This window comes from Clostridium sp. CM028, from assembly GCF_030585565.1.
Lineage (GTDB): Bacteria > Bacillota > Clostridia > Clostridiales > Clostridiaceae > Clostridium_AD > Clostridium_AD estertheticum_B.
In genome coordinates, this window is record NZ_CP077766.1 from 1031925 (window position 1) to 1053800 (window position 21876).

The 21876-nt window shown below is 29.8% G+C and carries 23 protein-coding genes and 2 pseudogenes; 10 read left to right on the forward strand and 15 right to left on the reverse strand.

Going from position 1 to position 21876, the window contains the following annotated elements; genetic code table 11:
* Window positions 1-50: 50 nt before the first annotated feature.
* Entirely contained in the window at window positions 51-665 is a 615-nt protein-coding gene (locus tag KTC94_RS04890) for a manganese efflux pump (protein WP_216302995.1), read from the forward strand.
* Between the two features lie 224 nt (window positions 666-889).
* Here KTC94_RS04890 and KTC94_RS04895 read toward each other — a convergent pair whose 3' ends face one another.
* The 4 genes from KTC94_RS04895 to KTC94_RS04910 all read right to left on the reverse strand — a co-directional run bounded on the left by KTC94_RS04895 (window position 890) and on the right by KTC94_RS04910 (window position 3968).
* On the reverse strand, window positions 890-1543 hold the full coding sequence (locus KTC94_RS04895) for a (Fe-S)-binding protein (protein WP_216302994.1): 654 nt from the start codon (window positions 1541-1543) through the stop codon (window positions 890-892).
* Window positions 1544-1900: 357 nt separating this feature from the next.
* Entirely contained in the window at window positions 1901-2635 is a 735-nt protein-coding gene (locus KTC94_RS04900; RefSeq protein WP_165414459.1) for a polymer-forming cytoskeletal protein, read from the reverse strand.
* 56 nt (window positions 2636-2691) lie between these two features.
* A complete protein-coding gene (locus KTC94_RS04905) occupies window positions 2692-3312 on the reverse strand; it encodes a YhbD family protein (protein WP_216302993.1) in 621 nt (206 codons plus the stop codon).
* 233 nt (window positions 3313-3545) lie between these two features.
* Window positions 3546-3968, reverse strand: a complete 423-nt coding sequence (locus KTC94_RS04910) for a hypothetical protein (RefSeq protein WP_216302992.1) — start codon at window positions 3966-3968, stop codon at window positions 3546-3548.
* A gap of 460 nt (window positions 3969-4428) precedes the next feature.
* Here KTC94_RS04910 and KTC94_RS04915 point away from each other — a divergent pair.
* Window positions 4429-5520, forward strand: a pseudogene (locus KTC94_RS04915) (glycerol dehydrogenase).
* A 118-nt stretch (window positions 5521-5638) separates the two neighbouring features.
* Here KTC94_RS04915 and KTC94_RS04920 read toward each other — a convergent pair.
* Window positions 5639-6292 (reverse strand): hypothetical protein, encoded by a 654-nt coding sequence (locus KTC94_RS04920; RefSeq protein WP_220320058.1) that lies wholly within the window; start codon window positions 6290-6292, stop codon window positions 5639-5641.
* Window positions 6293-6585: 293 nt separating this feature from the next.
* Between KTC94_RS04920 and KTC94_RS04925 the strand changes: the two genes are divergently transcribed.
* Complete coding sequence (locus tag KTC94_RS04925; protein ID WP_220320057.1) at window positions 6586-6783, forward strand: helix-turn-helix transcriptional regulator; 198 nt, start codon at window positions 6586-6588, stop codon at window positions 6781-6783.
* A 3-nt stretch (window positions 6784-6786) separates the two neighbouring features.
* Window positions 6787-7560, forward strand: a complete 774-nt coding sequence (locus KTC94_RS04930) for a DUF2178 domain-containing protein (protein WP_216302983.1) — start codon at window positions 6787-6789, stop codon at window positions 7558-7560.
* A 189-nt stretch (window positions 7561-7749) separates the two neighbouring features.
* Here KTC94_RS04930 and KTC94_RS04935 read toward each other — a convergent pair whose 3' ends face one another.
* The 5 genes from KTC94_RS04935 to KTC94_RS04955 form a co-directional block, all read right to left on the reverse strand.
* Complete coding sequence (locus KTC94_RS04935) at window positions 7750-9657, reverse strand: FtsX-like permease family protein (RefSeq protein ID WP_220320056.1); 1908 nt, start codon at window positions 9655-9657, stop codon at window positions 7750-7752.
* Window positions 9644-10417, reverse strand: coding sequence for an ABC transporter ATP-binding protein (locus KTC94_RS04940; RefSeq protein ID WP_220320055.1), 774 nt, complete (start codon window positions 10415-10417; stop codon window positions 9644-9646). The genes KTC94_RS04935 and KTC94_RS04940 overlap by 14 nt, the downstream gene beginning before the upstream one ends.
* A 242-nt stretch (window positions 10418-10659) precedes the next feature.
* Complete coding sequence (locus tag KTC94_RS04945) at window positions 10660-11679, reverse strand: HAMP domain-containing sensor histidine kinase (protein ID WP_220320054.1); 1020 nt, start codon at window positions 11677-11679, stop codon at window positions 10660-10662.
* The gene (locus KTC94_RS04950; RefSeq protein WP_220287533.1) at window positions 11676-12350 is read right to left on the reverse strand and encodes a response regulator transcription factor; all 675 of its coding nucleotides are present in this window, start codon (window positions 12348-12350) and stop codon (window positions 11676-11678) included. Before KTC94_RS04950 ends, KTC94_RS04945 begins: the two co-directional genes overlap by 4 nt.
* A 150-nt stretch (window positions 12351-12500) precedes the next feature.
* Window positions 12501-13235, reverse strand: a complete 735-nt coding sequence (locus tag KTC94_RS04955) for a Fic family protein (protein ID WP_220320053.1) — start codon at window positions 13233-13235, stop codon at window positions 12501-12503.
* A 312-nt stretch (window positions 13236-13547) separates the two neighbouring features.
* Between KTC94_RS04955 and KTC94_RS04960 the strand changes: the two genes are divergently transcribed.
* Together KTC94_RS04960 and KTC94_RS04965 are read left to right on the forward strand one after the other, a co-directional pair.
* Window positions 13548-14054, forward strand: a complete 507-nt coding sequence (locus KTC94_RS04960) for a flavin reductase (protein ID WP_216303024.1) — start codon at window positions 13548-13550, stop codon at window positions 14052-14054.
* An 87-nt stretch (window positions 14055-14141) separates the two neighbouring features.
* A pseudogene (locus tag KTC94_RS04965) lies at window positions 14142-14282 on the forward strand (nitroreductase family protein); the annotation flags it as partial.
* 23 nt (window positions 14283-14305) lie between these two features.
* Here KTC94_RS04965 and KTC94_RS04970 read toward each other — a convergent pair.
* From KTC94_RS04970 to KTC94_RS04990, 5 genes are all read right to left on the reverse strand, one after another.
* Entirely contained in the window at window positions 14306-14959 is a 654-nt protein-coding gene (locus KTC94_RS04970) for a CatB-related O-acetyltransferase (protein ID WP_216302976.1), read from the reverse strand.
* A gap of 166 nt (window positions 14960-15125) precedes the next feature.
* A complete protein-coding gene (locus KTC94_RS04975; RefSeq protein ID WP_165414834.1) occupies window positions 15126-15683 on the reverse strand; it encodes a cysteine hydrolase family protein in 558 nt (185 codons plus the stop codon).
* Window positions 15684-16088: 405 nt separating this feature from the next.
* Entirely contained in the window at window positions 16089-17066 is a 978-nt protein-coding gene (locus KTC94_RS04980; protein WP_220320052.1) for a DUF4367 domain-containing protein, read from the reverse strand.
* On the reverse strand, window positions 17056-17628 hold the full coding sequence (locus KTC94_RS04985) for a sigma-70 family RNA polymerase sigma factor (protein ID WP_216302974.1): 573 nt from the start codon (window positions 17626-17628) through the stop codon (window positions 17056-17058). The genes KTC94_RS04980 and KTC94_RS04985 overlap by 11 nt, the downstream gene beginning before the upstream one ends.
* Before the next feature lie 238 nt (window positions 17629-17866).
* Window positions 17867-19030, reverse strand: a complete 1164-nt coding sequence (locus KTC94_RS04990) for a dicarboxylate/amino acid:cation symporter (RefSeq protein ID WP_216302968.1) — start codon at window positions 19028-19030, stop codon at window positions 17867-17869.
* A gap of 424 nt (window positions 19031-19454) precedes the next feature.
* Between KTC94_RS04990 and KTC94_RS04995 the strand changes: the two genes are divergently transcribed.
* The 4 genes from KTC94_RS04995 to KTC94_RS05010 all read left to right on the forward strand — a co-directional run bounded on the left by KTC94_RS04995 (window position 19455) and on the right by KTC94_RS05010 (window position 21802).
* Window positions 19455-19832 (forward strand): DUF2809 domain-containing protein, encoded by a 378-nt coding sequence (locus KTC94_RS04995; RefSeq protein ID WP_220320051.1) that lies wholly within the window; start codon window positions 19455-19457, stop codon window positions 19830-19832.
* A gap of 163 nt (window positions 19833-19995) precedes the next feature.
* Window positions 19996-20787 carry an NAD(P)H-dependent oxidoreductase gene (locus KTC94_RS05000; protein WP_220320050.1) on the forward strand — a complete coding sequence of 264 codons (792 nt, stop codon included), beginning with the start codon at window positions 19996-19998 and terminating at the stop codon, window positions 20785-20787.
* Window positions 20788-20885: 98 nt separating this feature from the next.
* Entirely contained in the window at window positions 20886-21131 is a 246-nt protein-coding gene (locus KTC94_RS05005; protein WP_216302965.1) for a hypothetical protein, read from the forward strand.
* Window positions 21132-21157: 26 nt separating this feature from the next.
* The gene (locus tag KTC94_RS05010) at window positions 21158-21802 is read left to right on the forward strand and encodes a membrane protein insertase YidC (protein WP_220287105.1); all 645 of its coding nucleotides are present in this window, start codon (window positions 21158-21160) and stop codon (window positions 21800-21802) included.
* Window positions 21803-21876: the final 74 nt, after the last annotated feature.

Consider the following 21876-nt stretch of genomic DNA (forward strand, 5'->3'; position numbering starts at 1 on the left):
AGGTTATAACCCATATATTAAAATGTAAATAATGAAAAGGGAGAACCTATATGTCATTAATTATATCAGCATTATCATTTAGCTTATCCTCTAACCTAGATAACGCTGTTGTAGGAATAGCTTACGGAATAAAGAAAGTAAAAATAGGTATAATTGCAAATCTTATAATAGCCATTGTAACATCCGTAGGAACACTTTTATCTATGTTAATTGGAGCATATATATCAAAATTTTTACCTCACTCAATAGCTAATGGTTTAGGTGCTATAGTTATTATTATATTGGGAGTATATTTTATAATCCAAAGTATAGTAAATCTTTTAAATAAGACTAATTCAAAGGCACTTGCCTTGAAAAACATTAGTGAAATGATTGATTATGCTGAAGAATCAGATTTAGATAACTCTGGCGATATAAATATGAAAGAAGCTCTCATTGTAGCATTCGGATTAACCTTTAACAATTTAGGAACCGGAGTAGCTGCAAGTATAACCGGAGTTAATATTCAACTTACAGTCATATCTACATTTATATTAAGTATTCTTACAATTATATTTGGTGAGGCCGTAGGTAATCATGTATTAGGTGAAATTTTGGGCAAATACGCACCCTTATTTTCAGGTATATTGCTAATAATACTTGGTATTATTGAATTCGTTAATTAGCATTAACAAATTTACAAATATGACTTTGTCAAATAAACTAACTTCAATCAAGCTTAAATGACTTATATGTTTAGTATAATAAAATTTTGATAAAAGCGAATTCAGAAAACGTGCAGATATTCCATTTGGCTTGTTTTGGGACTTATTGGAGATAAAAAAAGAAGGCATATAATTGCCCTCGTGAGTATACTTTAAAAATAGTACCTGTTGAAACTAAAAAATTTTTAATGTTCATTTATAAAATTATTAAGTTGCCCGTGCCAATCATCTGGTTCAAATGTCCCCGGTATTGTATCCTCTCCAAATAAAAGGTCTACTAAGTACCTCGGTTTCTTACCACCTATATACATTGATTTAGAACAAGAAACACAATAAACAACAACATCGCTAGCAGGCATCTCGTGAGCACGTTTTTTCATTTGCTCCTTAACCTGCTCCACAGAAAGAACACCATAAAAGCTATCTCCACAACAAGTACCATTTGTTCTCGTCTTTTCTGGTTCTACCAAATTGATATTCATTTTTTTCAATAGCACTCTTACTGCATTATGCACTCTTTCCTGATCTCGAGTAGGACATGGATCAAGTATAGTCATTTCCATTCCTTTATAATCTGGGAATGGGAATGTTTTTACCTCAGCTAATATCTCCCAAAGTGAAATTGTCGTTACTTCTTCATAAAGTTCCCTATACCGTCTATCACAACCAGCACAGACATTTATTATTTGTGTTCCATTTTCCAAATTAGGTTTATGATTACAACAAATTAAATATTCATCTATATCTCCTAACTCACTATTTAAAAAATCCAGTACTTTTTTACCTAACTCTGGTTTATAAATCATTAATGCACATCCCGGTGCAAATACTCTTTTCATAACACTCGCCTACCAATCTTCTAAATTTTTTCAAAACTAATTTTCTAATCCTCGTCTATTGATTAACCCTACTACTGTTTCTTACTAATAATAAATTGTTCAACTAATAATTTTTCTAATCTATGGTTTATAATAACTATTTTGGGAATAGATTTTAAAGCCTCACTATAAGAAATCTCGACCAAAAAATATTTTGTTTAATTAATAATATATTTCTGATGATATATATAATCATATTTAGAAAAGCTAAACTCATAATTTCTCCTTTTATACTTTATGACAATATCCTATGATTATACAATAAATACATACTTTTAAACACCTTCAATAGATAATTAAGTTTTACTTTAATTACATTTATAGCTTCTTTACCTCTTTGACTATGGACGCATCGGAAATATTAATCTCTCCCTTATATTCTAAAAGCCCTATATTACAACCTTCACCTACCGTAATATTATCTCCTCTTACTATCTTTACATTGGTGTTTTGGATATATATATCATCCCCTTCTATTAGCTCTGTGGTTAACTCACTTCTTGAATTAAACATTTTATCAATTACTTTTCTAACCAAAGAATTGTCAAAAAAATTAATTTTTATTTCAATATGCTCGCCACCAATTTCTTTTACAATGCATTTCCCACCTAGTTTAACATTTACTTGTCCTGCATTTAATGATCCTTGTATTTTAAAACCACCACTAGCCTTAAAACATTCCGTTTCACAATTTTTCCCTATATTCACTGAGCCCGCTACACTAACTTCTTCTCCGTATAGGCTTCCTTCTATATGAGTTGATCCACTTATTTTTATGCTTTTGCTTTTTACATTTCCTACGATATGAGAGGATCCACTTATCTTTATATCTCCTACTTCTACATCACCTTCAATTTTTGCAGACCCGCTGATTTTTATACTTTCTGCTTTTAATTTACCTGCAACTTTTGATGAACCACTAGTTTTAAAGTCTATGCACTCTAAATCACCGTTAATTTTTCCTGACCCACTTATAATTACACTATTATATTTTCCACCACCTGAACTTCCTGAGCCGTTTATTTTTATATCATTATTATTCATCTTTTCCATATTAAACCTCCCATATTTTTCTATATTAAATCATCTCCTGCGGAGCTGAAATGTCGTTAAATTTTAATTTTAAGATCCTCGATGCACTGTGAAATATTAAGCCTTAATACTATTTTTGCATCTTTTTCTATATAAACCTCATTAGGAACAGTAATTAAAAAACATAGCGCCATCCCAAATTTTCTTAAAAAAATCATCTCGCAATTTTTACCTTCTAACGACTTATAATTTCCTTCTAAAGTCTCTATTATAAGTTTACTTTCTTCTAAAGATACATTACCAGATACTAAGCTCTTTTCTAATAGTGAAATATATAAGATTTTTTTAAAAGAAAATGTTTTTATTTCTCCATAGATGTTTTTATACATTGTTAATGTCTGCTTCGTAACAATCTTCTTTTTTAATAACTCGCTCTCATTTAAAAACACATCCGCTAACTGTGGTGAAAACATTTGTGCCAGGTCATCTAATGATGCATCCCCTTTCATATTAATAATTTTTTCTATTCTATCTAATATTTCCTCCCTTGGGAAATAGGTTTCTTGACCTGTATAGCTAGATTTTTTTATAAACCATTCTTCTGGTATAAGACTTTTCCTTTTCCATCTATACAACTGCCCATAGGAAACATTCGTGACTTCTAGCAACTCTTTTTTCGTTATTAACTCTTTATCCATATTGCCACTCCTTTTATGCTTTGAGGTTATTTAACAATATTGTTTTTTTATTATACATTTAGTGTAACATAACATTGTTACGTTGTAAATAATAATTGAAGTAATTATTTGTTTCCAGATACTCAAAAAATTAACCTGTATTCACATATATATTGCAAATACAGGCTAATTAATATTGTTGAAAAGATCTACTTATCATTATGTTAAACAAATTTTCTCCCTGAGTATCCTCCCTATAAAAACATTGTCATAAAATGTACAATAGGATCCCATAATTTTGGATACTCTTCTTTGATTAAATTTTCTATCTGCGCAGCTGTAATATTGGCAAAATTACCATTAGATGATGTATCAATAATAGTTCTCACCCCATTGGCACTACTTCCTATTGCTATATGTCCCCTTGCATAATTACCTATTGCTATTTCTGATGCAATTGAACAACCACCTACTGAATACATTCCAATGGATAACCCTCCAAGGGTAATTACTCCCATTGCTACTCCCCCTATGGCAATAGTACCAATGGCAATTCCCCCTAGAGCACCTAAAATACCTATAGCTATACTTATCAGCCCTATCGCTACAACCCCAAAACTTAACATGCCTAGCGAAACTATTCCTAATGATATTAATCCCCTTGAAATATTTCCCATTGCAATAATTCCTTTTGCTTCATAAATTCCTAGTCCAATATTAATATGAACTAATGGAATTCCAAAAACTTTTCTCTTGCTTTTATATTCATATCTAATCGCCTTTCATCATTATAAGATTTTTAGCTATTTATTACAATCAGCAATTACATTAATTTTTATAGCAATAAACCTGAAATTTAATGCAAAAAAATAACACCGGTATCTATCCGGTGTTATTTATAAATATCTATTTTATAGGGGGATCCTATTCATTAATACTAGTCCTATTATGTGACAGTAACATGACAAATATGATAATAATTTATGAACAATACTATATTGCATTAAAAAATCGGTAGTTTATACTAATTCTTTACATCATTATGTTAATTTTTTAACCAACTTCATAGAAAGACCCGTATTTTGATGTTAAAATATATATGAACAATAATGCCACTAAACAATAGGAGTTGGAAAAATGCTAAAGACAATAATATCACCTGGAAAATATATTCAAGGAAATGGAGAATTAAGAAACTTAAACGAACATACAAAAAACTTAGGAAAATCATTTTATATAATTGCAAGTTCTAATGGCATCAAGAGAAACCAACCAATTATAGATAAAAGCTTTAAAGGGACAGACGTTAAACTTACATTTCAAAAATTTAATGGAGAATGTTGCAACAGCGAAATAGATAGATTAAGAGAAGACGTAAAAACTAATAACTGCGATGTCGTTATAGGAATAGGCGGAGGTAAAATATTTGATACTGCTAAGGCTGTAGCTTACTATGAAAATTTACCCGTGGTAATAGTACCAACTATTGCTTCAACAGATGCTCCTTGCAGTTCACTCTCCGTTATATATACAGAATAAGGCAGTTTCAGCAAATATTTATTTTTACCAAATAGTCCAAATGTAGTTTTAGTTGATACAGGAATAGTAGCTAAGGCCCCAGCTCGATTATTAGTAACAGGCATAGGAGATGCATTAGCGACATATTTTGAAGCAAGAGCTTGCAAGCAATCTAATGCATCAAATATGAGTGGCGGTAAAATTACCAAAGCTGCTTATGCCTTAGCAGAGCTTTGTTATAATACTTTATTAGAAGATAGTATTAAAGCCAAAGTAGCGGTAGAAATAGGAGTTTGTACTCCAGCAGTTGAAAATATAATAGAGGCTAACACATACTTAAGTGGTATAGGCTTTGAGAGTGGTGGGCTAGCAGCTGCTCATGCAATTCATAATGGTTTCACAGTTCTTGAGGAATGTCATCACTTATATCATGGAGAAAAAGTAGCCTTTGGATTACTAGCTCAATTAGTTTTAGAAAATAGCCCACAAGAAGAACTCGATGATGTTATAGGCATTTGTATTGATTTAGGATTGCCTGTTACTTTAGAAGAAATGGGAATCAAAGAAATAAAAGAAGAAGATATAAGAAGGGTCGCTGAAACTTCCTGCGCAGTGGGAGAAACTATTCATAATATGCCATTTGCGGTTACTGCAGATGATGTATATGCAGCTATACTTGGAGCAGACGCATTAGGAAGACTTTATAATTAACTATTGATATGGGGCATATTATATATATAATATGTCCCATATCAATAGTTGGCAATGAAACAGGCACTTTTTATTGATTATTATAAAGCTATGTTAACAATATTTATGAACTAAACATTCAATTTACAAGCTTCAAAAATAATGGTAATAGTGACATAAGAGGGATAAATGTTGCTGGGAACCCCTTATACCATTTCTTATTATATATAAAACAAACTATAATCCAATTTATTGCACATCCTAAAAATATTAAACATGCCCCATAAAATACAAAATTAGAATCATTACTTACTTTATATATGCCTGAAAGTAGTATTGTATAAAATAAAAAATCCCCTAACCCTTTTGTTGGTATTGGATTATTATTTTTAAATGACTTCCCATATACTATTAATTTTGACATTAAATTTTTATTTGACATAACTTTAGCATTTGTAGTTTTTGAACCGATTTTCATAAAACTGATTATATCGAATACTGGTATTCCGATACCTACTCCAATTAAATTTGATAATGGAACAATCTTTCCAATTAAGATTCCAATAAAAATTGCAAATATCATACATAACCAACTATTAATGATTAAACATTCTTTGTCGTATGGCTTTTTAATATAAATTATTAAAAATATAGCTCCAATTATAGAGATCATTGACATCCAAAATATATTAGATAAATTTATAATGATTAGATATGTTATGAACAATGAGATTATCATTATAATAATAGAATGCATAATTGATTCAATTAATCTTGCTTTTAAATCTTGCATGAATTTTTACATCTCCTAACTAACTGTTAATGTGTTTAATACACACCATACGCTCCATGTACACTAACCATATTATCTGTAAATATCATACTGTTGTCAATATTTTTTTCTAATATAATTTACATAAACGAATATAACATAACATTTTTTTGAGCAGGATTTAGTGAAACAGGAACATGATTAAGTGCCTCGACTTTAATGGCCTATTAAAATCTATTGTCAAGCTAACTTGACAAGTAAAAAAAGCAATTATATAATATATGTAAAGCTAGCTTGATAAAAGGAGAAAAATTTTGAAGAATATAATTAAAAAGTTAAGAGAAGAAAATCAATTAACCCAACAAGAATTAGCAAATATTATGGTGGTATCAAGACAAACAATAAATTCGTTAGAGAATGGAAAATATAATCCGTCAATATTACTTGCTCATAAAATTGCTAAATTTTTTGGTACAGTAATTGAAGAAGTATTTATCTTTGAGGAGGAATGAGTCGTGGAAAAATTCGCAAAAAACTATGCACTACGATATTATCTGTCTATATTTGAGATTATTATAGGCTTAACTTTTGTTTTTTCAAGCAAATATTATTTTAATAATAACTTAATGTTTGTTATAGGGTCAGGATCTATTATAGCGGGGATAATAACATATTTGCCAAATAGGAATACCCATAAAAATAATAATGGTAAAAAACATTTTGAACAAACTTATGATGAAAGGTTCTTTGAGATAAGTCAAAAATCATCCGAACTTGCAATTAATATCCTCTTTGTTTTGATTGGAATCTTAGCATTAATTACGTATATATATCCAATAGAGGCGTATAAACTATGTACTATAATAATATTACTAATGTTTATTACTAATCATTCTTGCTACACCTATTATAATCATAAGTATGAGGATATAGAAGGAACTTCAGAACAGGCTATTGTTAATATTGGCAATAATTTTACAATCAAGAAATTTTTATCTGTATTTAGTATCGGTATTGTATTTGTTGGAACATTACTTGCATTAACCATAGGAGATGTTTATTTAGGCTCCTTTTTTATGAAACAAATTGGAATAACAAATACATTATATTTTAAAATTACAGATAGCATTATTACATTAGCTTTTCTTACAGTAGGAAATTATAGCAGTAAAACAAATTATCCTAAATTAAATAAAATTTTAAGAAGTGTTTTCGGTAAAATGGCATTATTATTAATTATACTACTGTTAATAAACCCCTTTCTAACAAGAATGGGATTGTTCAAATAATCAGTAATGCTTGTATAATTTCTTTTATAAATAAAAGAAAAATCATTTCATATAATAAGGATTTAGCTCAAGATACCATTTATTATATGAAATGATTATTTAATCATAAAGAGATAACTTCAGTAGGAGTCTAACTCTTCTTCTGAAGTCGTCAATATAGCTTCGCAGAAGATAATTTACCCTTCTATTTTAATATGAGCTACTTACGGTTTTAATATAGGATTTTAAGGTTATTAAATAATATATACTATAAAGCACTGCATAAACTAAAATTACAATAATAAATTCTTTAGTAATATTAAATCGCAGGAATTTTCCAAGTGTAATTGATGCGACAAAAGTATTTAGTGTTGCCACAACGAAGGGTACTCCAAATAAAATCATGAGTTCCTTTGAAACAGCCTTTCTTATTTCAACTTTACTAACCCCTATTTTTTCAAGAATTATAAATTTGTTTTTATCCTCCGCAGCTTCCATAGACATTTTAAAATATATAATACCTCCTGTAGCTGTAAGAAATAGTAATCCAATAAATACCCCAATGAAGCCCATCATACCCATTAACTTTATGCCATCCATAAAATGTTCATAAAAGGTTAAAAGCTTATTTTCTGGCGGTATTTTACTTTTCAAATCTACAATAAAATTTTGTGAAAGGAAATCATTATTAAGCATATATCCCGTTACTTTATAGGTATTCTCTTTAGAGATTGTACTTTTAATTTGAGAATAGACGCTATCCTTAACAATAAACGTTGGTCTAGCACCATCGAGTGCTATAAAGAATTTTGTATAAGTATCGGTTACTTTTAGTTTATATTCTTTATCTCCGCCGGCTAACTTAACCTCTTTACCAATTACACTTTTATCAGAAACAGCGTTGGCTACTTGAACAAAATCACAATCCATATCATTTTTTAAATTTACTCTTGTATCAGATTTTTCATAACTATTAACCTTATTAAATTTACTTTGGTTTAAAACTAAAAATGTATCATTTCCAAGCAAGATATCTTTAGTTTTCACCTTAAGAAACTCCATATTGTCCTTATATACAACTGAAATCTCTTTGTAATTCTTAATAGTATCCTCAAAAATTGTATCTGTATTATTAGTACCATTTGTGTATTCTATAGAAAATGGTCTCATGTTTCTTGAGTTTTCTTCGACTTGATTAAAAAGTCCAAAGCAAGTAATCATGGCACAAAGTGCTACAGTAGTTGTAACTGCTATTACACTTAGGGTACCTACATTACCTTTATATCTATAGTAAAGCTGTGAAATGTATATAATCTTTGTTCCTTTAAATAGACTTTTTTCATTCTTTTTACTAATATATATAATTAAAGAAGTAAAGCTTGTAAAAAATAATATAGTGCCTATAACCACTAGCAATACTACTATAGGAGCCAGAAGAATATTAGCAGCAGTCTTTCTAATAGCCATATAATATCCGTAGCCTAAGAAAACTATAGAAAGGATGCTAATTATCATGGTTAAAAAGGATACTTTTAACCCTTTTTCAGCTTTTTTTGATGAATTGAAAAGATCTATAAGGTTATCCCTGTATATAAGCAAAGAACTGTGAATACTAATTATTATAAACATAGCTCCAAATACTATAGAACAAACTTTTAAAGCTTCTAAACTAATTTGAAATGACACATCAGCTGTAGCTCCTATCATTGCATATAATAACATTATAAAAAATTTACTGAAAATCAGACCTAAAGCAATTCCGCTGCAAAAGGCGCCAGCTATAGTTATCAAATTTTCTATAAAGTTCAATGTTGCGGTCTGTTTTTTAGACATACCTAGTAACATATATGTTGCAAATTCTTTCTTCCTTGACTTTATAATGAAAGTATTAGAATACCACATAAAAAATGCAGAAAAGCCTGCAATCATATAGGCACCTACGATAAATAAAACCATAAAGCTTTTCATATTTCCTAGTTGGACTTTCACATCTGCATTATTTACAATAGACATAAAAAGATATAATGCAAAAACACTGAAGGTAGAACTTAGAAAAAATGTCCAGTAATTTTTAAAGTTTTTTCTTATATTGTTTACAGCCATACTAATTAATGTCATCTGTAGAACCTCCTATGACTGAAAGAATCTTTAATATATTTTGATAGAAATCCTTCCTTGTTTTATCACCTTTATAAATTTCATTAAATAGTTTACCATCTTTAATAAATACAATTCGCGTGCAATAAGATGCTGCAAAGGCATCATGAGTAACCATAAGAATTGTAGCTTTATTTTTTTCATTTAAATTCTCAAGGCATCCGAGCAATTCTTTGGAAGATTTGGAATCTAAAGCACCTGTAGGTTCATCAGCGAGCACCATAGAAGGCTCAGTAATCATTGCTCTTGCGGCCGCTGCTCTTTGCTTTTGTCCTCCTGATACCTCATAAGGATATTTGCTTAATATGTCCCTAATGCCAAGCTTAATACTTATGTCTTGTAACTTTGTCTTTATAATCTTATAAGGAGTTTTTGCAAGAGCTAAAGGTAGTACAATATTTTCCTTTAGAGTCATAGTATCAAGCAAATTAAAGTCTTGGAATATAAATCCAAGTTTTTCTCTTCTAAATTTAGACAAATTGGGCTCCTTTAGTTTGGTTATGTCATCACCATGAATTATTACACTTCCTGAGGTTGGTTTATCAATAGTTGATATTACATTTAAAAAGGTTGTTTTTCCTGAACCAGATGGTCCCATTATTGCTACAAATTCACCATTTTCTACTTTCAAATTTATATCATCAAGTGCTGTATATTTTACACCACCAAATTTTGATCCGTAAACTTTTCTTAGATTTTCTATCTTTAATACTTCTGTCATTATAAATACCCCCCGTTAAATTATCTTCTGCGAAGCTATAGCATCAACGACTTCAGAAGGAGTTTTATACTTCCACTGAAGTTTTTTCTTTGTTATAGTATGTAACACCCACTTATAGAAGTGGGTGACTTCCCTTCTGAAATGTCGTTAATGTTAATTATTTTGAATATGCTTTACACTCTTAGTATACAAAAAAGCAAAATATACCGCCATTGCTTTGGCTTACATTTTGCTCTTTCACCTTACATTTTTGTAACATCATAGTAATTATCCCATTTTAGAAAATGAATAATTACTTTGGTGCCTTTACCATATTCTGATTCTAGGGTAATATAATGGCCAAGTTTTTTAGCAATTTTTTGAGAAAGGTACAAACCCATTCCACTAGCTTTTAAGTTTTCGTTTCTTCCGTTAAAACCTGTAAAAGACTTTTTAAATAATCTATTTATATCTTCACTTTTAATGCCTATTCCCGTATCTTCTACTATTAATAAAACCTCTTTTGTGGCTTTAATATGTTTAAATATTATGCTTCCACCATTGCTGGTATATTTTAATGAATTTGAAAGGAGTTGATCAATTATGAAAAGCAACCACTTTTTATCGGTATCTATAATAAGGGGTTCAGGTACATTATTTATTAATTTAATATGTTTTTTTATAAATATAATTGAATGTTTTTTAATACTTTCTTTAATTACTTTGTTGATACTCACTTCTGAAAGGATATAATCTTCAGAAAAATTATTACTTCTTGAATAATAAAGTACCTTTTCAACATAATCCTCAATCTTTTCAAGTTCTTCTTTTAAGGATGAAGATGTAGCGCCTGTGCTCTCAATCAATAACTTTGATGTAGTAATTGGAGTTTTAATTTCATGAACCCACGCAGTCATAAACTCTGCATTTTCTTTGAAATCTGTTTCCGTGCTTCTTGCAATTTTCAGGAAATCTTCATAAATCATCTGAATTATTTGAGCATATATTTCATCTTTATAATTTATTGGACCCGGTAAAATAGGAGTTTTATCTTCTGAATTTTTAACGAATAAAAGCTTTTTAATATGCTGGGATTTTTCATAATAATCTATACTAATATAAATTATTAACATGAAAAAAGAAACAAATATTATGTAAAGTAAATTAGAAGTAAGTACGCGATTTTTTCTGTCAAAATATATAGTTAATGAAATAAAAGCCATGAGAAGAAAGTAAAATACTAAAAGCTTAAGGTTCTCCTTTAAATATTTAATAAAGCTCATTTAATAACATATCCTTGATTTATAATGGTCTTAATAAAATCTATAAGACCAATTTCTTTTAGCTTTTTTCTAAGTCTGTTTATATTAACTGTTAGTGTATTGTCATCGATGAAGTTTTCATCTTGCCAAAGTTCTTGCATTATATCCTCTCGGCTTACTATGGTTTCATGCTTTTTCATTAATACATATAATATTTTAAATTCATTTTTGGTTAGTTCAATTGATTTTTCGCCTACGTAAAGGGTGTTATCCCTTAATGATAGCACAGCGCCTTTATAATCAATAGTATCCAAACTTGTATCTCCATAAGAATAGGTCCTACGTAAAATTGCATTTATTTTTGCCATAAGTATATCCAGAGAAAAAGGTTTTGTAATGTAATCATCCGCACCCGTATTCACTGCCATAATAACATCCATATTTGTACTTCTTGAAGATAAAAATATTACTGGCACCTTAGAAACATTTCTAATTTTATTACACCAATAAAATCCATCAAAAGCAGGCAGATTTACATCCATTAGAACAAGTTGCGGCTTTACCTTCACAAATTCTTCAAATACATTATTGAAGTTATTAACTGCATAGGCTTCAAAACCCCATTTACAAAGGGATTCTTTTATTATATCTCTAATTTTCTCTTCGTCTTCAATTATCAATATTTTATACATAGCATCCCCCTTAATGATTTTACGAATTATCGTTCATACTCCTATAATCTACCTATAATATACCATATTCTATAGATGAAATTAAATCTAAATTAAAATAACCATGAATACTTCATAAAACAGAAGTAACCATGGCTTTTTATTTCTAAATTATTTTGTTAAATATAGATACGTATCTACGCTTCTATCTACAGCTCCTGAAATGATTTTTATAAATCCCTCTAACTTCCCCTCAAAACTAACCAATTCTAATGCTTTCATATATTCCTCTCTATTTTCAGTCCTTATCACTGTTATAGGGTATCCATTTCTCATTAATATAAGATTCATAAGAAGCCTTGCAGTTCTTCCATTTCCATTAGTAAAAGGATGAATATACACATACCTAAAGTGAAACTCTGCTGCCAATTCTATTGGATGTTTTTTATTCTTGCTGCAATTATACCACTCTATTAGTTCTGTCATTTTTTCTTTCACTAAAAAATGTTCTACAGGTATATGCTTGCTACCACTGATAATTGCATTATTTTGTCTATATTCTCCAGCATACTTATTATCTATACTTTTCAATATTAAGTAATGTAAGTCTTTAATAACCCTTTCTGATATATCCGTATCTTCACTTACAATGTCTTCTACATAATCAATTGCTTCCTTGTGGTTAATTACTTCTAAATGTTCTTTTAAGCTCTTACCTTTTCCTATAGTTAAGCCATCCTCCAAGATTACTTTAGTTTCAGTTATTGTCAGAGTATTTCCTTCTATCGCATTAGAATTATATGTTAGTTCCACATCAAAATATTTTTTTAAATTTTCTACAGCAATTCTACTCAAGGGTCTCTTGCCATCTAGTGATTCCTTTTTATTATCTATGATTTCAAACATAATTTCCACTCCTATTCGTATAGTATATTACTTACCGCCTTCACCACTTGTTCAATTATTACTGATTTGCGATTGATGATGCCAATGCTTTAAACAAAAATGAATGTACGCTTTCAAATAAAACCTTACATTATATCTTTATTCAATTATATGATATATCCCTATAGTTATTCAAGCAGTTAACATAATTATGTATAAATTGTATAATAAAAGTTTTAAGAGTTGGTCTGCATGTTTGTATATGTTAATATGGTTATATAATGCATAAGTTAATTATTTGTTATAAACTATAAAAAAATTTACAGGAGGACAATTATGTTTAAAGAAATTAAAGTCGAGGAATTACAGTTCAACCCTTTCACAAAAATCGGGAAAGAATGGCTGCTGATAACAGCAGGGAATAAGGAGAAATTTAATACAATGACTGCTAGTTGGGGTGGTGTTGGTGTATATTGGGGAATGAATGTTGTTACCACATACATAAGGCCTCAGAGATATACGAAAGAATTTATCGATGCAAATGACATGTTTACGATTGCTTTTTTTGATGAGAAGTATAGGAAAGCCCTAAATATATGTGGTAGCATTTCAGGAAGAGACACAGATAAGGTAAACGAAGCTGGACTCACTCCTTATTTTGTTGACGATACAGTATCCTTTGAAGAAGCAAACATGATAATTGTTTGTAGGAAGGTATATCATGATACAATGTCGCCTGAAAATTTCGAGTCCAAAGAGAATGATGCAAAATGGTATCCAAACAAGGATTATCATACAATGTACATCTCTGAAATTACAAAAGTGCTCGTAAAGGCCTAATATTACGTATCAATTTTAAATATTATATTAACAGGGCTATAGTGTAGCCTGTGCTACACTATATATATTAAGGAGGCATCTAAAACTATGATAAAAGAAATTACAGCGCGTAGAAGTATAAGGAAATATATTGATAAACCAGTTGAAAATGAAAAAATAACACAGCTACTTGAGAGTGCAAGACTTGCTCCATCTGGCAGTAATACTCAGCCTTGGCATTTCATTGTGACCAGTATTGTTCATTTATTTTTCTACATTCCCTTAAGTTTCCTTCTATCTAACTTATCAATGTTTCCTGATTGAATATATTTAATATTTGCTTGGATTTTTTCATCTGTCCAATCCCACCACTTAATTCTTAACAATTTTAAAATTACATCATCGCTAAACCTTTTCTTTATAACTTTTGCTGGTATTCCTCCAACAATAGTATAGGGTGGAACATCTTTAGTAACTACTGCTCTAGTTCCAATAATTGCACCATCTCCAATTTTCACACCTGCCATAATTATAGCGTCATAACCTATCCACACATCATTGCCAATTACAATATCTCCTTTATTATCCCAAGCATCTGTTACATTACTGACGTCTAAACCCCATTCCTCATAAAATATTGGAAATGTATAAGTAGATATTGATTTCATTGTGTGATTTCCACTTGTCATGAGAAACTTCGCTTTACATGCAATTGAACAAAACTTCCCAATTATTAACTTATCATTGTTAACAGGATACTGATATAATACATTATTTTTTTCAAAATCCCTTGGATCACTATAATAATCATTATATATTGTATAATCTCCAACTCTTATATTATCTCTTGTAATTACATTTTTAAGATATATTGTTTGGTAATCATTACTTCTTGGATATACTTTACCTGAATTTGGAATAACCATATTTAACTCCCTTCATTTATATTGTCTTACTCTTACGACACATTTTTTTCCGATTGTTCATCAATCGTATATTTAGGATTAATCTACTCTTTATGAAAAATGAGTCTTATTAAGTATAAATTTTATACTTGTACCCTTCAAAGAAAATTGTACTCTAAGGAACTCATTATTTATTTTGTTTAAACTTTTGAATTGTAGTTAAGAGTATCCCTTCGTTCTCATACTTTTCTAATATTTTTGGCATCTTCCTCATATTTGAGGTTACTATTGCATCCTCTAAAACTATTGATTTATATCCTTTATCTATTGCTCCTATTGATGTCCTGTATACACATGCAGTTGCATCTAATCCAACAATAAAGACTTCATTGATATGATTTTGTTTAAGGAAACTATCTAATTTAGGATTTGAAAAAGCATTTCCTTTATCTTTTGAATAAATATAATTATTAACAATCTTTATTCTTGAATCTATCTCACTTCCCTGCGTTCCTTTGATAAATCTGTTTCTCATTACAATTTTATTTAAAAAATTACTATTTATTTCATGCTTTATATATATAACAGTAATTCCTTTCTTTTCACTACTTTCAATAACTAAATTCACATTACTAATAAGTTCTTGTGAATTTTTATATGGTCGTTTTGCTGTTTTTCCTGTAGCATCCTCCTGTATATCTATCACAAGTAATGCTTTATTAATATTATCATTTTGATTATTCAATTCCGTCTCCCTCAATTGATTCATATTTTGACCCTAAAGTGATTTTCAATTAATCTTTTATAATAATGCCAACACTACGAAGGCCTAACAAACCCCCACCCTTATTCTCCATATTCATTCATTATCCCTGTTGTTCTTTCACCAGCCCCTGCTATAAAGACACATTTATATTCATACTTTTTCACACAGACGCTTCCTTTATATATTTCAATCTATTTTATATTTGTTTATGACACCTTCGTCACAAAATACAACTGCTTCTCAATCCTTTATGTAATATTATCATTTTTTACCACACATTGGAACATTTTTTTCATAAATAAAGATCATACATTAATAAAAATAAATAAATCACAAGTATGGTAATATCCCTTACTTGTGATTTATTTTCATATGCCTTAATGATTATTTAATAGATTCTGCAATCTTTATTAGTTCATTCTTTGTAATTTCTCCTCTACCCGATAAACTATAAATACAATTTTTAGTTTCCCAATCAATATATCTATCATCACTTATTACAGCATTTACACCATTAATTTTTGTTTCTTCAATTTTACCATCTGTTCCAGATGCAGATTTAGTAGTTTCATCAGGAAACCTTTGTTGCATAAATATAAACTTTCCAGTCTCCTTATTAGTAAAATATAAACTAATATATTTACTATTTTTAACTTTTGTTTCATTCTTCTCCTTATAAAATTCTGCTCTATCAAATTTATATCCTTCTGGCAAAAACGTTGGAAGCTTAACATCAAAGCAAGTATATTCATTTAATTTACTAGAATCTTTTACTTCAACAACTACACCTTCTTCCCTTTCTTTGTCCATTTTTTCTTGCTCAGCTACAGTTATTATTTTTCCATTCTGCATATGAGCAATTTTTTCACCTTTTGCTGTGAATAATTCGTTGCGATTCTCCTTCGTAACTACTTGTACTTGCTTTCCTTGTTTATCAAAAACTTTGCCTTTATACTCATCCGTAAGTCTCATCTCTTTTATTTTAGATGGTTCCGTTTGTATAACACTTATATGTCCTAAAGATATAGTTTTTATTACTTTCTCAGCTATATCTTGAGCGAAGGATGTTTGCATTACAGAAACGCTTATTATACATATTGCTGCTACTGCAATAGCAGTTTTTTTAAATTTATTTGATTTCTTCATAATATTCTCTCCTTTATTTTCATTTATACTTTTCAAAGTTTTATTAAATACCCCTTTTTTATCGCTATCTTTACTGAAATCTTCTTTTGACATACTCTTGCTAAATTCTAAAAGTTCGCTATATTCACTTTGTTCTATTTTTTTCTTATCCTCTATCCCATTAAAATAAGCATCTATTTCTCTAGAAAACTTATCTTCAATTTTCTTATTGCTCATATTGTTCCCTCTCTTCCTCAATTTTCTTTTTTAGCTTTTTCATTGTTCTATAAAGTATTACTCCAACATTGCCTTCTGTAATATCTAATATTTGTGCTATCTCCTGATTTTTAAGATTTGCACCGAACTTAAGAGAAACAATATTTCGATCCCTTTCATTCAACATCTTCAAAGCCTTTGAAAGTTCACTGTTACTTTCTGCTGATAATATTATCTCTTCTGGAGTTTTTCCTTTTGATACCAAGTCCTTAATTGTGTCAATAGAGAATAATTTATGCTTTTTTAAGCTTCTAAAATAATCATTTACTATGTTTCTAGCTATAGCAAACATCCACACCTCAAAAGGTGACTTATGTTTAGAATACATGTCTATTTTAAACATTATTTTTTCAAAAACCTGACTTGTAAGGTCTTCTGACGTTTCAATGCTATTAACGCGATAATACATATAGTTGAAAACTCTTTTGTAATAGATCTCAAAAATATGAGCAATTTCTTCTTTACATAATTCTTCTGTAACTTCTTTTTTATATGAAATATCACACAATGCAAGTTGCTTCATCTTTTTAAAGCCCTCCCTTCTTTGTTTTTTACCCGGCCAAGTAATCTCATATGTTAATACGTAAATTTTTTCATTTCATTACATAAATTTCTCTTTTTTAATAGCAACCTCTATCACAAACTATTGTTACAATAATATATTCTTATGTTATATTTAAAAACTCAATAAAATACTAATCTAAAAAAACCAGGCACATCATAGATAATAATTCCATGATGTGCCTGGCCTTTTAATATATTTATAATTTATGTTTATTTGCATATCCTGTAAGCATCAGCGTTAACGCACCATCCCCAGTAACATTACACGCAGTACCAAAGCTATCTTGCAACGCAAAAATTGTAATCATTAGTGCAGTACCCGTTTCATTGAAACCTAAAACGCTTACGATAAGACCTAAAGAAGCCAAAACAGTTCCTCCAGGAACACCAGGAGCACCTATTGCGAAAATACCAAGTAGAATAACGAATACTACCATAGATGTAAGATTTGGAAGCTTTCCATAAAGAATTTGTGAAACAGTCATAACAAAAAAAACTTCAGTTAAAACAGAACCACAAAGGTGAATATTTGCAAACAGAGGAATACCAAAGTCTACCATATCCGGCCTCAGTGAATCTGATTTTTTTGCACATGATAATGCAACCGGTAGTGTAGCAGCTGAAGACATTGTCCCAACTGCTGTTAAGTATGCAGGACCATAGTGTTTTAAAACAGACATAGGGTTTTTACCTGCGTATATACCAGCAATGCCGTATAAAGCAGTAAGCCAGATAATATGCCCAACAATTGCTATTAAAACGACACCTAAGAAAATAGGAAGTTGTTTTGTGACAGATCCCTCATAAGCAAGAGTCGCAAATGTTGAAGCTATGAAAACAGGAAGAATAGGAATGACTATTCTTGTAACAATTTCTAAAACCATGTTTTGAAATTCATCTAAAGCGGTTTCAATTGTTTTAGCGCTTGTCCATGTTGCAGCTAATCCAATAACCATAGAGAATACTAATGCACTCATAACTGGCATAATTTGAGGTATATCAAGTTTGAAGATTAATGCAGGTAGCTCTTTTAATCCCTCAGTAGCAGGTGTTATTGAAAGACTTGGTATAATTGCATATCCAGCGATTGCTGACATAGTTGCAGCACCAATTGAGGATACATAAGCTATAAAAACAGCAATACCTAACATTTTTGTAGCATTCTGTTTTAGCTTAGTGATAGATGGTGCTATAAATCCAATGATGATAAGTGGTACAGCAAAGAAGATTATTTGTCCTAGTATATATTTAATGGTAACAATTACAACCATTAAGCTTTTAGGACATACTAAACCAATACCTAACCCTAGTGCTACACCGACAATTAGTTTGATAATTAAGTTATTAGATTTTTTTTTCATAGTTTTCCCCCCTACCGTTATTACGGTTAAAAAATGTATTTTTATTTCCATTTTTTTTATATCATCAAGTATAACATTAAATCATCACCTGCGGTGCTACAATATTAACGACTTCAGAAGGATATTTATACTGTCACTGAAGTTTTCTCTTTGTTAATGTATATAACTTCAATTTATGGTAATGGGAGACTTGACTTCTGAAAGTCGTTAAAATTAAAATAAATTCAAAATGATGGTAATTTGTTTGCTTTACGATATAATAAAGGTACTAGTTATTCAATTGTATTGTATAAATATATAATATCATGGAAAATATAAGCCGTTTGCAACAAGGAATGAACGTAATATTGGAATGACTTAGAGTAAAACCACTTTAAGTATTTCTGTTTATTTTAAAGTAAATGAGTGAAAGTAGAGGGTCTTTATGAAAATAAACATTAAGTATATATTGAGTTTTATTATTTTATTGATAACTGAAACAATTATTGCACTTTTTATAAATGACACCATTATTCGACCATACATTGGAGATATTCTGGTAGTTATTTTAATGTACAGCTTCATAAGAGGGTTTATACAAAAACCAATAAAGTTTTTGCCTATTTACCTGTTCTTTTTTGCTTCAGCCGTAGAATTGGGTCAATATTATCATATTGTAGATTTGCTACATTTACAAAACAATAAAATGATTTCAACAATTATCGGAACTTCATTTGATATAAAAGATATTGTATGCTACCTAATTGGAAGCATACTTTTGGTTGTGTGGGAAAAAATCACAAGATATACTATACTATTATAAATAAGCCTTTAGATAGGTGGTGATGTTAACGACATTTCAGAAGGGAAGTCCCCCACTTATATAAGTGGGAGTTCCATACTATAACAAAGATTAACGACTTCAGTGGGAGTATAAATCCCCTTCTGAAGTCGTTAATCTTTCAGCTCCGAAGGAGATGATTTAATTGAAAATACTAATTATCAATGGGAGTGCACATAAAGGAAATACCTGGGCACTTGTGGAAATAGTAAAAAAACATATGCAAGAACTTTCAGATAGAAATATAGATTTTGACGAGGTACATTTAAAAGAAATGGGACTCCCCTTTTGTACTGGATGTAGTTCATGCTTTATTAGAGGAAATAAAAGTTGCCCTCATCACTTCGAAGTGCAGAAACTTATTGATAAAATTGAAGAAAATGATGCGACAATTATTACGAGTCCTTGCTATAGCAATCATGTGAGCGCATTGATGAAGAATTTTATAGATCATTTGGCTTTTAAAACTCATAGACCAAGCTTTTTCAGAAAGAAGATGCTCGCGGTATCCACTGCAGGTGGAAATGGCGCTAAAAGCTGTACCAAATACTTAAGAGAAACATTTATGTGTTGGGGATTTAATCGTGGATATGAACTTCCAGTTATATCGAATAGTTACGGAGAGTATGAACCTCCACAAAAAGTGACTAAAAGATGCGAAAGAGTTGCTGAGAAATTCTACAAGGACGTTGATAGTGGGAAGTTATATTCTCCAACATTTGTGAATTTATTGGTTTATAATATTTTTCGTGGGATGAGCCATGCTGGAACTGAGGATGAGTTTTATGACAATAAGTATTGGAAAGAGACTGGACAAGTTGATGTTGCATATGCAACAAAAATCCCCCTTCCCTTGTATAAATGTTTTTTTGGAAATATCATATATTACTTTGCAAAGAGGTTGGGGGCAAAGACAAAATTGACTTACAGGAAATAGAAATATTCATGAAAAGATCCTATTGTTTTTTACAAATGTAATATTGTCCATAATATATGTTATAATGTTTAAAAATAGCAAGTGAGGAGGTGTGTAAGTTGAATTATGACTTAATAAATTTAATTCAGTTAATGTTTTTAGTTATATGTTTTGCTAGCATAGTCTCTTATACTGTATACTCCTATAAAAATCTTAAGTATAAAACTGAAGAAAATGTTGCAAGAAATATTTTAATTCAGTGGCTCGGATTTATAAAGAAAATACTTCCAGAAGATTATATTATTTATGAGAAATATGGTATGTGGATATATACAGATCGTTTTAAAATTGAAATGATGTTTTAGCCAAAATTATTCGAAGGAGGATAAATATGAACATCATTTTTAATTTTTTAAGTAGTTTATTAAATTCAATTTTTAATTTCACTGGGGATTGGGGCCTAGCAATAGTTTTACTTACGATAAGTGTAAGATTAGTACTTTCACCAATGTCTTTCAAACAAAAAAAATCCATGCAACAGCAGCAAAGGTTTGCTATAAAAATGAAAGAACTTAAGGAAAAATATAAAGATAACAAAGAAAAACTTGAAGCAGAAGTTAAAAAACAATCTGTCCAAAGTGCAAAAAGTATGATGGGGTGCTTAGTAACACTACTCCAACTGCCTATATTAATGACTATGTGGAGTGTATTTAATAAAATCCCTGTGAGCGTAGGTACATATCTTATACCTTGGGTGTCTAGTATTAAGATCTCAGACAGTTATTTTATCGTTCCACTGATATATATGCTTGTATCCTTAACCCCAAGCCTGCTTTCATATGTAACTTTTTTAGAAATTAAAGGCCAGGCTACAATGAGCAAGAGTAATATCATAATAATGGCAGTAGCTGGTTTATTTGTTGCTAAAGCAGCTCCAATTGCAGTGGGGATATACTTGATAACCACAAGTGTGTTCAACTTTTTAGAAGAGCTTGTTTTTAGAATATATATGAGAAATTTAAAAACTGAAAATTAATAAATGTTAGAAAAAATCCTGCTAATTTATTTTATTAGCAGGATTTTTAACATTTACAGTAGAATAACTTATTC